The organism is Actinoplanes sp. CA-015351, from assembly GCF_050955685.1.
Taxonomy (GTDB): domain Bacteria; phylum Actinomycetota; class Actinomycetes; order Mycobacteriales; family Micromonosporaceae; genus Actinoplanes.
On sequence record NZ_CP192102.1, the window covers coordinates 5,687,501 to 5,701,320 of the forward strand.

Consider the following 13,820-nt stretch of genomic DNA (forward strand, 5'->3'; position numbering starts at 1 on the left):
GGCCGCCGGGATCCCGCCGCACTCAGGCGGCTGCCGCGGCCGCTGCGGCCTCCGCCACGGCGATCAGCACGCCGAGAACGAAGATCTGAACGGGCAGGTCGAGGCCGGGCAGGTCGGCTTCCAGGTTGCCGGTCCAGCTGCTGGTCTTGCGGATCGTGCCGACCGGCATGCCGTTGTGCAGCATCTGCTGGTCGTTGCGCCAGACCGAGGTCCGCTGGAAGTCGAACGTCCGGCCGCCGGCCGCCACTGTCCAGTTCTTCCGGTTCACCTTCGCCGCCTCGGCGACCACGGCACCGGAGCCGCTGGTCATCGTGTACTTCGTTCCCCAGCCGTTGGCGCGTACCGTAAAGGTCTGGTCGTCAAGGGTGAAGGAACCGCCGCTTCGCCAGACGCTCGAGTCCCAGGTGGTCACCTGCGCGCCGTCGAGCAGCAGGTTGTATCGCGAGCGCCAGATGCTCTGTCTCTCGGCCGTCAGCATGCCACCCAGAATAGATAACCGTCACAAACGGCGTTCCCACGGCGGCGGTACGCGCACCGCGGTCATCCCGGCCGCGACAGCGGCCGCGACGCCGAGCTCGGTGTCCTCGAAGGCGAGGCAGCGGGCGGGGTCGACGCCGAGCAGCGAGGCCCCGAGCAGGTACGCGTCCGGAAACGGCTTGGGCCGCGGGTATTCACCCGCGCAGACCAACGTCTCGAACCGGTCGAGCAGCCCGAGCGCTTCGAGCGAGGCGGTGACGGCGAGCCGGGTGCTGCCGGAGACCACGCCGATCGGCAGCCGGCCGTACGCGTCCTCGATGTGTTCGAGCACGCCCGGCACACCGGTGATGCTGGGCAGCCCGGCCCGGAACAGCTCCTCCTGCCGCTCGGCGACCTGATGAACCGGCATGTCCAGGCCCTGATCCGCGTTGAGCGAGGCCACGATGTCAGCCACCGGCCGCCCGCCCCACGCGTAGAACAGCTCCTCCGGGAACACACATCCCCACTCGGCGAGCGCCGCCTGCCAGGCGACATAGTGCGCCGGCATCGAGTCGGTGATCGTTCCGTCGCAGTCGAAGAGGTACGCCTGATAGTCGCCGTCCGGCACGGGTAGCAGCACCAACGCAGGTTACGGCGGCGGCTCGCCGCCGCGGCCCGCACATGGCAGGTTGGTGACATGGACTACCGCCGCACCTACCGCTCCGCCGCGATCGCGTTCGCCGACCTGGTCTCCCGGATCCCGCCGGACCGGCTGGACGGTCCGGGCCTGGGCGAGTGGACGCTGCGTGACCTGCTCGGCCACACGGTCAGTTCGGCGTTGCGCCGGGTGCCCGAGCTCCTCGCCCAGCAGGCCCCGATGCTGGTGGTCCCGGCCCCGGAGTTCTATTTCGCCGCGGCCCGCCGCGCGCCGGCAACGGTGGTCGCGGCCGCCAGAACAGCGTCAACCGTCGATGCCCGCGAGACCGGCAAAGCATTGGGCGAACGCCCGGCGGACGCGGTCAGCGGCTTCGTCGGCCAGGCCACCGCAGCCCTCGCCCAAGCCGGCGACGATGATCTGATCGTGACACCGGCAGGCGGCATGCGCGTAGCCGACTGGCTCCCCACCCGCACGTTCGAGCTGGTGGTGCACGCCTCCGACGCCGCCGAGGCCGCTGACATCCCGATCACTTTCGACCACGACACCCTGTCCGAGACAGCGTCGCTCGCGGCCCGCCTCGCGGTCACCCTGGGCGACGGCCCAGCGATCCTCCGCGCGCTGACAGGCCGCACACCCTTACCGACAAACTTCACAATCCTCTAAAACCACCGTACGCCAAACAGCCTCCCCACCCACACCAACCACCACCAGTGCCCGGCCCCGCTCAGGCTTGCCCCGCGCTCTGCCCCCACCCGCGCTCTGCCCCCACCCGCGCTCTGCCCCCACCCGCGCTCTGCCCCCACCCGCGCTCTGCCCCCACCCGCGCTCCGCCCCCACCCGCTTGGCGCCGCTCCGCTCTGCTCTGCTCTGCTCTGCTCTGCTCTGCTCTGCGTGGATCTTGTGGACTTCCCCGCAGACGGGGCCGCACAACTCCGCAAGATCGAACAAGCCTGGCCGATCTTGCGGAGTTACGCACAAACGGTTCGTCGAAGTCCACAAGATCCGAAAGGCACCGCGCTCACCACGCCGAAACCATGAAGCACCGCGCTCACCACGCCGAACCCGTGAAGCACCGCGCTCACCACGCCGAACCCGTGAAGCCCGCGCTCACCACGCCGAAGGGTGAAGCACCGCGTTGGCCGAAACCGACATGGCGCTGACGGCCGTCACCGCAATCTCGTGCACTTGTGGTCGATCAGCCGGCCAAACCGCACAAGATCTTCGAACGGCACCGCGCACCGAGAAACCGCCACGGCGCCACCCCGCCACACCGCCACGCCGCCACACCGCCACACCGCCACCCCGCCACTCCGCCACGAACCCGCTACCGCTCCACACATGGCGGAACCTGAGAAGCTGCCGGGTGGCGTGCGCGGCTAGAAGGGGAATGGGCGGGTGGATTGGCGGGCCGTCAGCCACTGGGTTTCGGTGAACTCCTCGGCGGCGAAGCCCATGCCGAATCGGCCCGCGCCGCTGTCCTTGACGCCGCCGAAGGGCATCTGGGGTTCGTCGTTGACCGGCTGGTCGTTGATGTGGACTATGCCGGCCTGCAGGCGCCGCGCCAGATCGAGGCCACCATAGGCGTCGCCGGTGATCACGCCCGCTGTCAGGCCGAAAGCTGAGGCGTTCGCCCGGTTCACCGCTTCGTCGACGGAGGACGTCTCTTCGATCATGACGACCGGGCCGAAGGTCTCGTCGAAGGCCAGCTCCGCCGAGTCGGGCACCCCGGACAGGACCGTCGGCGGGAAGCAGCGGCCGGACGGCACGCCGCCGGTCAGCAGCACGGCGCCGAGATCTACGGCCTCGGTGACGCGGCGGGAGAGCAGCGACAACGCCCACTCGTTGATCACCGGACCGATCACGGTGGCCGGGTCGGCGGGGTCCCCGGACGGCAGCGAAGCGGCCCGGGCGACGAAACGTGAGGTGAACTCGTCGCTGATCGCCCGGTCCACGATGATCCGGCGGGCGCACATGCAGGTCTGCCCGCTGTGCACGAACGCGCCGTACACCGCCGCGTCGACGGCGTAGTCCAGGTTGGCGTCGGCGAGCACGAGCAGCGGGTTGTGGCCGCCGAGCTGGAGGACGGCTCGTTTCAGGTGGCGGCCGGCGAGTTCGGCGAGGCGGCGGCCGGTGACGGTGGAGCCGGTGAAGCTGATCCGGCGTACCCGGGGGTCGGCGATCAGGGTCTCGGCGATGACGCCTGCCTCACCGGGCGCGTGGGTGATCACGTTGAGCACGCCGGCGGGCAGGCCGGCCTCGGCGAGCAGTTCGGCCCAGAAGGCGCCGCCGGTGAACGGCGCTTCCTCGGACGGCTTGAGCACCACGGTGTTGCCGACCGCGATCGGCGCGACGACGGCCCGGCCCGCGAGGACCAGGGAAGCATTCCACGGGGCGATCGCGGCGACCACCCCGACCGGACGCCGCATCGCGAGGGCACGGGTGCCGTCCAGATCGGAGGGGATGATCTGCCCGGACGGCGCGTACGCCAGCCCGGCCGCCTGCCGGAGCAGGTTGACGCAGAAGTCCAGCTGGATGCCGGCGAAGGTGACGCCGCAGCCGGTCTCCGAAGCCAGCAGGCGCCGTACCTCGGAACGCCGGCCGTCCAGGATCGCAGCGGCCCGCAGAAAGATCTCTTGCCGCTGCCCCGGTAACGACGCGGCCCAGGCGTCGAAAGCATCGGAGGCGGCAGAAACCGCCGCCAGGGCGTCGTCGGCGTCGCCGGCCGCCACGGACGCGAAGACCCCGCCGGTCCACGGGTCGCGTTTCTCGAAGACACGCCCGTTGACACTGGAGGTCCAGACCCCGCCGATGTGGTGCCGCACGGCACTGATCTCCTGGTCCATCGCGCTGCAGATGGTAGCCGACCGGCAACAGCCGAAAATTCACCGGACTTCACCGGCCCGTGCCCATGTCGACCTCCCGTGCGGCAGATATTGCTGTGGATTCCGACGGTCAACAGCGTGTTTCACAGAGTCGAACGCGACGTTACGATGCGGCATGGCCCTCGATGAGGACAGCACCACGAGCAGCAGTTTCTCCCAGTCGCTCGAGCGCGGGCTGGCAATCCTGTCGTCGTTCAACGAGACAACGCCGGTGCTCGGCGTCGCCGACCTGTCCCGGGCCGTCGCGCTGAACAAGAGCACCACCTACCGGTACGTGGCGACGCTGGCCCGGCTCGGGTACCTCCAGCAGGATCCGGAGACGAAGAAGTACTCGCTCGGGCCGCGCGTGGTGGACCTCGGATTCGCCGCGATCAACGCCCTGGAGGTCAACCGGGCGGCGGCGCCGTACCTGCAGGCGCTGGCCGACGAGACCGGGTACACGGTGAGCATGGCGGTGCTGGACGGCACCGACATCATCTACGTCGAGCGCCGGCGCAGCTGCCGGTCCAGCGGCGGATTCGCGATGGCGCTGAACCTGCACGTCGGGTCGCGGCTGCCGGCGTACTGCACGTCGATGGGGAAGGTTCTGCTCGCCCATCAGGAGCCGGCCGTGCTGCGCGGGCTTCTGGACCGCACCGACTTCGCCCGGCGCGGGTCGAAGACGCTGACCAACCGGGAACAGCTGACCGCGGCCCTGGCCCGGATCCGGCAGAGCGGCGTGGCGGTCAACGACGAGGAGCTGGCGGCCGGGCTGCGGTCGGTCGCGGCGCCGGTACGCGACCGGACCGGGCGGGTGGTCGCCGCGATCAACATCGCGGTGCACCTGACGGTCTGGTCGACAACGGCCGATGCGGTGGTCGGCCGGCTGGAACGCCCGCTGCGGCACAGCGCCGCCGAGATCTCGAACCGCCTGGGGTACCGATAACCGGCACAGCGTTTCAGTGAGTCGAACACTCTGTTGATCTGCCGGAAACATGGGCATAGCGTCGGCGAACCCCAGCACGCAGAGAGGGCGGGCACATGCTCCTCGACGAGAAGACCTGGACCGGCAACATCTTCATCGGTGGGGCCTGGCGGCCGGGCCGCGGCGAGGGGTACGACGTCGTCGAACCCGCCACCGGCACCGTGCTCGGCCGGATCGGGCAGGCCACCCCCGCCGATGTCGACGAGGCCGCCCGCGCCGCCGCCGAGGCACAGCGGGCCTGGGCCGCTACCCCGCACACGGCACGTGCCGCGGTGCTGCGCCGGGCCGGGCAGCTCTGGGCCGAGCACGCCGAGGAGATCAGCGGCTGGAACGTACGCGAGGTCGGGGCGATCCCGCCGATGGCCGGGTTCGCCCTGCACACCGCCGAGCAGGAGTGTTACGAGGCCGCCGCGCTGCCGTCCCGGCCGTACGGCGAACTGCTGCCCAGCGAGGAGCCGCGCCTGTCGATGGCGCGGCGGGTGCCGGCCGGCGTGGTGTCGGTGATCGCCCCGTTCAACGTGCCGATCATCTTGGCGATCCGTTCGGTGGCGCCGGCCCTGGCGCTCGGCAACGCGGTGATCCTCAAGCCGGATCCGCGTACCGCTGTCACCGGCGGGGTCGCCCTGGCCCGGATCTTCGAGGAGGCCGGGCTGCCGCCGGGTGTCTTCCAGGTGCTGCCGGGTGGCGCCGGCGTCGGCGAGGCCCTGGTGGTTCACCACCTGGTCCGGGTCATCTCGTTCACCGGCTCGACCGCGGCCGGCCGCCGGGTCGGCGCGCTCGCCGGTGAGCACCTCAAGCGGGCCCACCTGGAACTCGGCGGCAACTCGGCGCTGATCGTGCTGGACGACGCGGACGTCGAGGCTGCCGTGAACGCGGCGTCGTTCGGCTCCTGGTTCCACCAGGGCCAGATCTGCATGACGACCGGGCGGCACCTGGTGCACGAACGGCTCTACGACGATTTCGTGGAACGGCTCGCCGCGAAGGCGAACGCTCTGCCGGTCGGCGACCCGGCCCGGGAAACCGTCGTGCTCGGCCCGATCATCGACGCCGCCCAGCGCGACAAGATCCACAGTGTGGTGACCCGCTCGGCCGGTTACGGCGCCCGGATCGCGGCCGGCGGCACCTACCGTGATCTCTTCTACTCCCCCACCGTGCTCGCCGACGTCGCCGACGACACGCCCGCGTTCGTCGAGGAGATCTTCGGTCCGGTCGCGCCGGTGCTGCGATTCCGCAACGAGGAGGAGGCGGTCCGGCTCGCCACCGCCAGTGAGTACGGTCTGTCACTGGGTATCGTGACGCGCGACGTCATGAAAGGGCTCGCGCTCGCCGACCGGGTGCCGACCGGCATCGTGCACATCAATGATCAAACGGTCAGCGACGAGGCGAACAGTCCGTTCGGCGGGGTGGCCGCCTCCGGAACCGGCTCACGCTTCGGTGGCCCGGCCGCCAACGTCGAAGCGTTCACCGAGACCCGCTGGGTCACCGTGCGTGACAAGCCGCCGGTGTACCCGTTCTGAGGAAACTTGTTTCCGCGTAGTTAAAGCGGAGGCAAGATGCTTGCATCGGATGCACGGTCATCAATAATGAGCGCCATGAATCGAGCCGAGGCGATGCCGGTTGCCGGATCCCGGAGCACGACCCCATCGCCGGAAACCAAGCCCACCGACCCCCTGACGGGCCGGTTGCTTCCCCGGGTCCGGCCACCAGCGCCAGCACCGGCGCCGGCGGCCCCGGGAAGCCCACCGGTCAGACGGAGACCGGGCGCCACCCGACGGCTGGTCGGGTTGTGAGCCCACCCGCGCGGCAGCCGGTTCCCCATCCAGCTGACCGCGCCCCCACCGTCCGGACCATCCCCCGACCTCACCCATCCCCCCGTCGAGTCAGGCCCACCCCCGCCCGGACTCCCCTGGACCGCACTCCCTTGGAGCAGCACGGCCCGACCGGTGGCATCGCACCCTGCCGGCTCCGCCGCAGCCTCCTCGCCAGCACCCGGCGACCCCGGAACCGCCGCCGCAGACCCGGCGGCGAGCCGGTGAGCGCGCCCACTGCCACCCACCGAGCCGGCGGCGAGCCGCCCGGCGCGACCATTGGCCACCGCCCAGCCGGCGGCAAGTCTGCCGTGACGGCGCGAGCTTTCGCTGTCTGCGGGAGCCGTGTCCCCTCCGGGGGCGGACTGGCGCTTGCGGTTACGCGTACCAAAAAGGGGTTGATCTGCGGATCTCCCGAGATGAATGCGCCGCACCCGCCGCGCCCACCACCCTGGGCCGCGAGGCGGCTTGCCGGAAAGCGTTGTTGATCATGCGGGTTTCGGGGTAAGCGTTAGGGCACCGCAACGCAACCCGGAGGCGAATCGCATGGCTGACACGCCAGTCATCACTCTCAACAACGGCATCACCATGCCGCAGATCGGCTACGGCGTCTTCCAGATCCCCGAGGCGGACACTGCCGCCGCGGTCACCAGCGCGCTGGAGGCGGGTTACCGCAGCATCGACACCGCGGCTGTCTACGGCAACGAGGCGGGTGTCGGCGCCGCTCTGCGCGACGCCGGGATCCCGCGCGACGAGCTGTTCGTCACCACCAAGGTGTGGAACAGCGATCAGGGGTACGACGCGACGCTGAGCGCGTTCGACGCCAGCCTGGCGCGGCTCGGGCTCGACCACCTGGATCTGTACCTGATCCACTGGCCGACGCCGAAGCACGAGAAGTACCTGGACACCTGGCGGGCGCTGGAGACGCTCTACGAGCAGAAGCGGGTACGCGCGATCGGCGTCTCCAACTTCTTCCCGGAACACCTGCGTGCCGTGGCGGATCTCGGCGGCACCGTTCCGGCGGTGAACCAGATCGAGGTGCATCCCGCGCTGCAGCAGCGTGAGGTGCAGGCGGCCGGCGCCGAGCTGGGTGTGGTGACCGAGGCGTGGAGCCCGCTCGCCCAGGCCGGCGTGCTCGACGACCCGCGGGTGACCTCGATCGCCGCGACCCACGGCCGGTCGCCGGCCCAGGTGGTGCTGCGCTGGCACGTGCAGCAGGGCCGGGTGGTGATCCCGAAGTCGGTCACCCCGTCCCGGATCCGGGAGAACTTGGCGATCTTCGATTTCGAGCTGACGCCCGCCGAGGTGGCCGAGATCGACGGCCTGGAGCGGGACGGGCGCACCGGACCGCACCCGCTGCACTTCAACTAGGTTTTTCAGTGGCTCAGGAAACGTAAAGGAAGCACACAGGAAGCCGACTCATAGTTAAGGCACACACCCCGCAGTTGGAGGTTCCGCGATGCTTCTCGCTCTTGTCGGTCTGGTTCTGCTCGTGGTCCAGTTCTTGCTGATCGCCCGCGCGGTCCTCGACTGGAGCGTCGCCCTGGCGGGTCCGGCCATGCCCGGCTCGATCCGCTCCCGGGCGATGAGCGCGGTCTACACGGTGACCGAGCCGATCCTGGCTCCGGTCCGGCGGATCGTCCCGCCGCTGCGGGTCGGCGGTGTCTCGATCGACCTGTCGTTCATCCTGGTCTTCCTGGCGATCGGCATTCTCCGCGCGCTGATCTAGTTTCCCTCGGCCTGTACGGCTTCGTCCCGGCCCGGACCGCTCTCTGCGGTCCGGGCCGTTTCGTCGTCATCGCACGATGTCGTCGACGAACTCACAGGCCAGGGTGTCGAAGTACGTCCGGCCGCCCTCGTGGCCATCCCACTCGTAGACCTCGATCCGCTTCTCGCCGGGGATCGCGTTGTATGCGCCGAACACCCCGGACGGCGGGCAGACGTCGTCCATCAGGCCCACCGACAGCAGCGCCGGCGCGGTGACCCGGCGGGCGAAGTGCACCGCGTCGACGTGGTCGAGCGTGTTCAGGGTCTTCTCCGCCAGGTGCGGGTTCGTCCGCAGGAACCGGACCACCTCGGCGTACGGGTTGATGTCGGTGACCGTGACGGCTCTCCGGATGTCGCAGAGGAACGGCACGGCCGACACCACCGCCGACACCAGATCGGGCACCAGACCGGCAGTGGCCAGCGACAGCGCGCCGCCCTGGCTCTTACCGGTGACGACGATCCGGGAGGCGTCGACGCCGGGCAGTTCGGCCGCTGTCTCCACGGCGCGTACCGCGTCGGTGATCAGCCGCCGGTAGTAGAACGACTCCGGCGCCTGCACGCCCCGGGTCAGGAAACCGGGCGACGACGGGCCGGAACCGGACTCGTCCGGGTCGGGGGTGTCCCCGCCGCGCCAGCTGCCGCCCTGACCCCGGGTGTCCATGATCAGGTGAGCGAACCCGGCGCTGGCCCAGACGAGCCAGTCGATCGGCAGGCCGCGGCCCCCGCCGTAACCGATGAACTCGACGACGACCGGCAGCGGGCCGGTGCTGCCCGCCGGACGGTTCAGCCAGGCTTTCACCGGCTGGCCGGCGTACCCGCTGAACGTCACGTCGTACGTGGTGATGCCCCGCAGCGGGGTCTCTGCCTCGGCCACCTTGGGCGGGATGGCAGCACGGCGGGCCGCAGCGAGCGTGCCGGACCAGAAGGTGTCGAAACCGGCCGGTTCGGGGTGAGAGGGACGGTACGTGCGCAATTCGTGGAGTGGAAAGTCAAACAGCGCCATGAGTGATCACGCTATGCCCTGCCGTGGTCACGTTCCAGAGGACGAGGCACCATGGCAGCGTGTCAAAGGCCTCCCCCCACGTGCTGGAAGCGGTACTCGAACGACTCACCTATGTGAACGAGGAGACCGGGTACACCGTGGCCCGGGTCGCCACCGGCCACGGATCGGACCTGCTGACAGTGGTCGGCGCGCTGCTCGGCGCGCAGCCCGGGGAAAGCCTGCGGCTGAGCGGCTGGTGGTCATCGCACGCACAGTACGGGCGGCAGTTCGAGGTGATCTCGTACACCACGGTGCTGCCGGCCACCATCCAGGGAATTCGGCGATATTTGGGATCCGGGCTGGTCAAGGGCATCGGGCCGGTCTTCGCCGAGCGGATCGTGGACCACTTCGGACTGGAGACCCTGGAGATCATCGAGGAGTCACCGGATCGGCTGATCGAGGTGGCCGGCCTCGGACCGAAACGCACCGCGAAGATCACCTCGGCCTGGGCCGAGCAGAAGGCGATCAAGGAGGTGATGGTCTTCCTCCAGGGCGTCGGGGTGTCCACCTCGATCGCCGTGCGGATCTTCAAGAAGTACGGGGACGCGTCCATCTCCGTGGTGAAGAACTCGCCGTACAAGCTGGCGTCGGACGTGTGGGGCATCGGCTTCAAGACGGCGGACACGATCGCGCAGGCGGTCGGGATCCCGCACGACAGCCCGGAACGGGTGAAAGCGGGGCTGCAGTACACGCTGTCGCAGGCGACCGACAACGGGCACTGTTTCCTGCCTGTCGCACAGTTGTCGGAGGAAGCCGCCAAGATCCTTGAGGTACCCGAGGGGCTGATCCCGTCCTGCCTGGCGTCGCTCATCGAGGAGGAGGGCGTGGTTCGCGAGGACGACTCGGTTTACTTGGTGCCGTTCCACCGCGCTGAGCAGTCGCTGGCTTCGACACTTCTTCGCCTTTTGTCGGATAAATCGGATAAGTTGCCATCGTTTGCCGGCGTCGACTGGGTCAAGGCCCTCGCCTGGCTGCACAAACGCACCGGCACCGACCTCGCCGCCGAGCAGGAACAGGCCGTCAAACTCGCCCTCACCTCGAAGGTCGCGGTGCTCACCGGCGGCCCCGGCTGCGGCAAGAGCTTCACGGTCCGCTCGATCGTCGAGCTCGCCGCCGCGAAACAAGCCAAGATCGTGCTGGTCGCGCCGACCGGCCGGGCCGCGAAACGGCTCGCCGAGCTGACCGGCCACCCCGCCGCGACGGTGCACCGGCTGCTGAAGCTCCAGCCTGGCGGCGAGGCCACGTACGACCGGGACAACCCCCTCGACGCCGACCTGATCGTCGTCGACGAGGCCAGCATGCTCGACCTGATCCTGGCGAACAAGCTGGTCAAGGCGGTTCCGCCGGGGGCGCACCTGCTGCTCGTCGGCGATGTCGACCAGCTGCCCTCGGTCGGCGCCGGCGAGGTGCTGCGCGACCTGCTCGCCGCCGAGGCCATCCCCCGGGTGCGGCTCACCCAGATCTTCCGGCAGGCCGCGCAGAGCGGCGTCGTCACCAACGCCCACCGCGTCAACCAGGGCCGGCCGCCGGTCTTCGACGGCATGCGCGACTTCTTCCTCTTCCCGTGCGACGACACCGAGGAGGCCGCCGCCCTCACCGTCGACGTGGTCTGCAACCGGATCGGCCGCAAGTTCGGCCTCGACCCGCGCCGTGACGTGCAGGTCCTCGCCCCGATGCACCGCGGACCGGCCGGCGCCGGCGCGCTCAACGGCCTGCTCCAGCAGCAGCTCACCCCGGGCCGCGAGGGGCTTCCGGAGAAACGGGTCGGTGGCCGCGTCTTCCGGGTCGGCGACAAGGTCACCCAGATCCGGAACAACTACGACAAAGGCGCGGCAGGCGTCTTCAACGGCACCGTCGGCGTCGTCACCGCGCTCTCGCCCGAGGAACAGACCCTGACGGTACGCACGGACGAGGACGAAGTCATCGAATACGACTTCGACGAGTTGGACGAGCTGGCACACGCGTACGCCATCACGATCCACCGTTCGCAGGGGTCGGAGTACCCGGCCGTGGTGATCCCGCTGACCACCAGCGCCTGGATGATGCTGCAGCGGAACCTGCTCTACACCGCGATCACCCGGGCCAAGAAACTGGTCGTGCTCGTCGGCTCGCGCCGGGCCCTGGCCGCCGCGGTCCGCACGGTCAGCGCCGGGCGTCGGCACACGGCACTGACCCGCCGGCTCGGGTCGTAGTCACGGCCGGCTTAACGCGGCGGTCGCCGTGACGTACAGCCGGCAGCCGTGACGCACAGCCGGTTTTCCCGGGGCCGGCTCGCAGGTGACACCGAGCTGAGCTGGGCCGCGTGACGGACGGGCTCCGCGGAGGCGGAACTCGTGTTCTGGCGTTTCGATGGACAGGGCTGAACGGGCCACCACCAATATGCCCGATTCGCAATTTTCGCACTCTCGTGATGGCCGGCACTCACGGCTGATCCTGCTGTCCAATTCGCTTGAGTAGACGACGGCGTGCGGTTGCGCCATCGGACCGACCCGAAACTCACAAGTTCCGCCGCCGCGCCCAACGCCCAGCCCGTTTCGCTCGGCGCTGCCGGAGCAACCGCACGACCGCACGACCGCACGACCGCACGACCGCACGACCGCAGCCCAGTGTGGGTCCAGTGTGTTGATTTAGGGTTCGATCCGCACCCAATGTCCACACGCACGCTGACGAAACGGCTGCTCGTGTCGACTACAGGTTCGCATCGCACCCTAAATCAACACACTGTGGGGCTGCCTGTGGCAAAGCCGGCCCCGCGGTGCGCGGCGGAGCGCTTCGGTGCGCGGCGGAGCGCTTCGGTGCGCGGCGGAGCGCTTCGGTGCGCGGCGGGTGCGCGGCGGGTGCGCGGCGGGTGCGCGGCGGGTGCGCGGCGGGTGCGCGGCGGGTGCGCGGCGGGTGCGCGGCGGGTGCGCGGCGGGTGCGCGGCGGGTGCGCGGCGGGTGCGCGGCGGGTGCGCGGTTCACCGGCGACCTGCTTCGTCGCTCTGCGTGCCGCGCCCACGGGCATCACGTGCCGATCTTGGTAACTGGCGGTGCCTGGAGGCCCCACCATGCTCCACACATCGACCACCGGCCCGCCTCGCCGTGACAGCGTGTAACACTCCGCAACCAGAAGCCTCCAAGATCGCGGACTGGTCGGCTCGTGCCGCTCGGCAAGACGCTGGGCGCCGGCTCGCGAGGGCGCCGGCCCATTCAGGCAGCAGGGTCACGGCTGCCAGCTGCACACCACGTACCCGGCCGGCGCACACGGCTGCCGGCTCGGCGCGCGCAGAACGGGCCGGCTCGGCGCGCGCAGAACGGGCCGGCTCGGCGCGCGCAGAACGGGCCGGCTCGGCGCACACGGCTGCCGGCTCGGCGCGCGCAGAACGGGCCGGCGCGGCGCGCTTAGCACGGATCGGGCTCGGCTGTGGGGTGATCGGGAATATCAGGTGCTAATGGTCGCCTTTACCGGACTTCCGTTCGACTGTTTCCCGGCCTGGCCATGCGGTTCCGCGAAATCACTATGGTGGGAAATGGGAACAATTGAAGAATCCTTCTCGGCGAACAATTCTCCGGTTTCGCCTAATGGATTCCTTACGAACGGAGTAATTCTCATGTTGCGTACGCTCACCGCGGGGGCGGCGATGTTCGGCGCACTGGCCATGGCCGCGCCGGTCCAGGCAGCGCCGGCGGGCAACCCGACACCCGACGAGATGATGATCATTGACGTGGTCAAGGCCAACGGGTCGGGCTGCCCGGACGGCACGGCAGCCATCACGGTGTCGAAGGACAACAAGGCCTTCACCGTCTCGTACTCCGAGTACACCGCGCAGGTCGGCCCGGAGGCCTCGGCTCTGGACTTCCGGAAGAACTGTCAGCTCGCGCTCGACATCAAGGTGCCGAACGGATTCACGTTCGCCGTCGCGACCGCCGATTACCGCGGTTATGCGAACCTGCAGAAGGGCGCCTGGGCCGAGCAGAACGCCGGTTACTACTTCCAGGGATATTCGCAGACGACGCGTACCCGGCACCCTTTCAAGGGCCCGATGGACGGCAACTGGCAGCGCACCGACGAGGTGGGAATCGCCTCGCTGAACTTCCTGAACTGTGGTGACCGCCGGTTCCTCAACATCAACACCGAATTGCGCGTGAACCGTGGCACGTCGGACTCGAAGAAGCACACCAGCTTCATCTCGATGGACTCCACCGACGCGTCGCTGAACACCGTCTACCGCGTCCAGTGGAAGAAGTGCGGAAAGTAGGAACCC

General features: G+C 69.5%; 11 protein-coding genes. 7 read left to right on the forward strand and 4 right to left on the reverse strand.

Annotated elements, in window-relative coordinates; translation table 11 throughout:
* Window positions 1-22 precede the first annotated feature (22 nt).
* A complete protein-coding gene (locus ACQP2E_RS25975) occupies window positions 23-478 on the reverse strand; it encodes a hypothetical protein (protein ID WP_433825552.1) in 456 nt (151 codons plus the stop codon).
* A gap of 21 nt (window positions 479-499) precedes the next feature.
* Window positions 500-1,096: an HAD family hydrolase gene (locus tag ACQP2E_RS25980; protein WP_433825553.1), complete on the reverse strand. Its 597-nt coding sequence runs from the start codon at window positions 1,094-1,096 to the stop codon at window positions 500-502.
* Between the two features lie 57 nt (window positions 1,097-1,153).
* Between ACQP2E_RS25980 and ACQP2E_RS25985 the strand changes: the two genes are divergently transcribed.
* Window positions 1,154-1,777 (forward strand): maleylpyruvate isomerase N-terminal domain-containing protein, encoded by a 624-nt coding sequence (locus ACQP2E_RS25985; RefSeq protein ID WP_433825554.1) that lies wholly within the window; start codon window positions 1,154-1,156, stop codon window positions 1,775-1,777.
* A 713-nt stretch (window positions 1,778-2,490) separates the two neighbouring features.
* Here ACQP2E_RS25985 and ACQP2E_RS25990 read toward each other — a convergent pair.
* On the reverse strand, window positions 2,491-3,957 hold the full coding sequence (locus ACQP2E_RS25990; protein ID WP_433825555.1) for an aldehyde dehydrogenase family protein: 1,467 nt from the start codon (window positions 3,955-3,957) through the stop codon (window positions 2,491-2,493).
* A 154-nt stretch (window positions 3,958-4,111) separates the two neighbouring features.
* On the opposite strand from ACQP2E_RS25990, the gene ACQP2E_RS25995 reads away from it, so the two are divergent.
* From ACQP2E_RS25995 to ACQP2E_RS26010, 4 genes are all read left to right on the forward strand, one after another.
* Window positions 4,112-4,921 (forward strand): IclR family transcriptional regulator, encoded by an 810-nt coding sequence (locus tag ACQP2E_RS25995; protein ID WP_433825556.1) that lies wholly within the window; start codon window positions 4,112-4,114, stop codon window positions 4,919-4,921.
* A 95-nt stretch (window positions 4,922-5,016) separates the two neighbouring features.
* Complete coding sequence (locus ACQP2E_RS26000) at window positions 5,017-6,477, forward strand: benzaldehyde dehydrogenase (RefSeq protein ID WP_433825557.1); 1,461 nt, start codon at window positions 5,017-5,019, stop codon at window positions 6,475-6,477.
* A gap of 837 nt (window positions 6,478-7,314) precedes the next feature.
* A complete protein-coding gene (locus tag ACQP2E_RS26005) occupies window positions 7,315-8,139 on the forward strand; it encodes an aldo/keto reductase (protein WP_433825558.1) in 825 nt (274 codons plus the stop codon).
* 88 nt (window positions 8,140-8,227) lie between these two features.
* Window positions 8,228-8,497 carry a YggT family protein gene (locus ACQP2E_RS26010; protein WP_433825559.1) on the forward strand — a complete coding sequence of 90 codons (270 nt, stop codon included), beginning with the start codon at window positions 8,228-8,230 and terminating at the stop codon, window positions 8,495-8,497.
* A gap of 66 nt (window positions 8,498-8,563) precedes the next feature.
* Here ACQP2E_RS26010 and ACQP2E_RS26015 read toward each other — a convergent pair whose 3' ends face one another.
* A complete protein-coding gene (locus ACQP2E_RS26015) occupies window positions 8,564-9,538 on the reverse strand; it encodes an acetylxylan esterase (protein ID WP_433825560.1) in 975 nt (324 codons plus the stop codon).
* Window positions 9,539-9,597: 59 nt separating this feature from the next.
* Here ACQP2E_RS26015 and recD2 point away from each other — a divergent pair, with 59 nt between their 5' ends.
* Together recD2 and ACQP2E_RS26025 are read left to right on the forward strand one after the other, a co-directional pair.
* Entirely contained in the window at window positions 9,598-11,769 is a 2,172-nt protein-coding gene (recD2, locus tag ACQP2E_RS26020; RefSeq protein ID WP_433825561.1) for an SF1B family DNA helicase RecD2, read from the forward strand.
* Window positions 11,770-13,166: 1,397 nt separating this feature from the next.
* Window positions 13,167-13,814, forward strand: a complete 648-nt coding sequence (locus ACQP2E_RS26025) for a DUF4360 domain-containing protein (RefSeq protein ID WP_433825562.1) — start codon at window positions 13,167-13,169, stop codon at window positions 13,812-13,814.
* Window positions 13,815-13,820: the final 6 nt, after the last annotated feature.

Bases quoted from the DNA above. Each gene is read 5' to 3' on its own strand.
- ACQP2E_RS25975 (WP_433825552.1), bottom strand. From the start codon at position 478: ATGCTGACGGCCGAGAGACAGAGCATCTGGCGCTCGCGATACAACCTG.
- ACQP2E_RS25985 (WP_433825554.1), top strand. From the start codon at position 1,154: ATGGACTACCGCCGCACCTACCGCTCCGCCGCGATCGCGTTCGCCGAC.
- ACQP2E_RS25990 (WP_433825555.1), bottom strand. From the start codon at position 3,957: ATGGACCAGGAGATCAGTGCCGTGCGGCACCACATCGGCGGGGTCTGG.
- ACQP2E_RS25995 (WP_433825556.1), top strand. From the start codon at position 4,112: ATGGCCCTCGATGAGGACAGCACCACGAGCAGCAGTTTCTCCCAGTCG.
- ACQP2E_RS26000 (WP_433825557.1), top strand. From the start codon at position 5,017: ATGCTCCTCGACGAGAAGACCTGGACCGGCAACATCTTCATCGGTGGG.
- ACQP2E_RS26005 (WP_433825558.1), top strand. From the start codon at position 7,315: ATGGCTGACACGCCAGTCATCACTCTCAACAACGGCATCACCATGCCG.
- ACQP2E_RS26010 (WP_433825559.1), top strand. From the start codon at position 8,228: ATGCTTCTCGCTCTTGTCGGTCTGGTTCTGCTCGTGGTCCAGTTCTTG.
- ACQP2E_RS26015 (WP_433825560.1), bottom strand. From the start codon at position 9,538: ATGGCGCTGTTTGACTTTCCACTCCACGAATTGCGCACGTACCGTCCC.
- ACQP2E_RS26025 (WP_433825562.1), top strand. From the start codon at position 13,167: ATGTTGCGTACGCTCACCGCGGGGGCGGCGATGTTCGGCGCACTGGCC.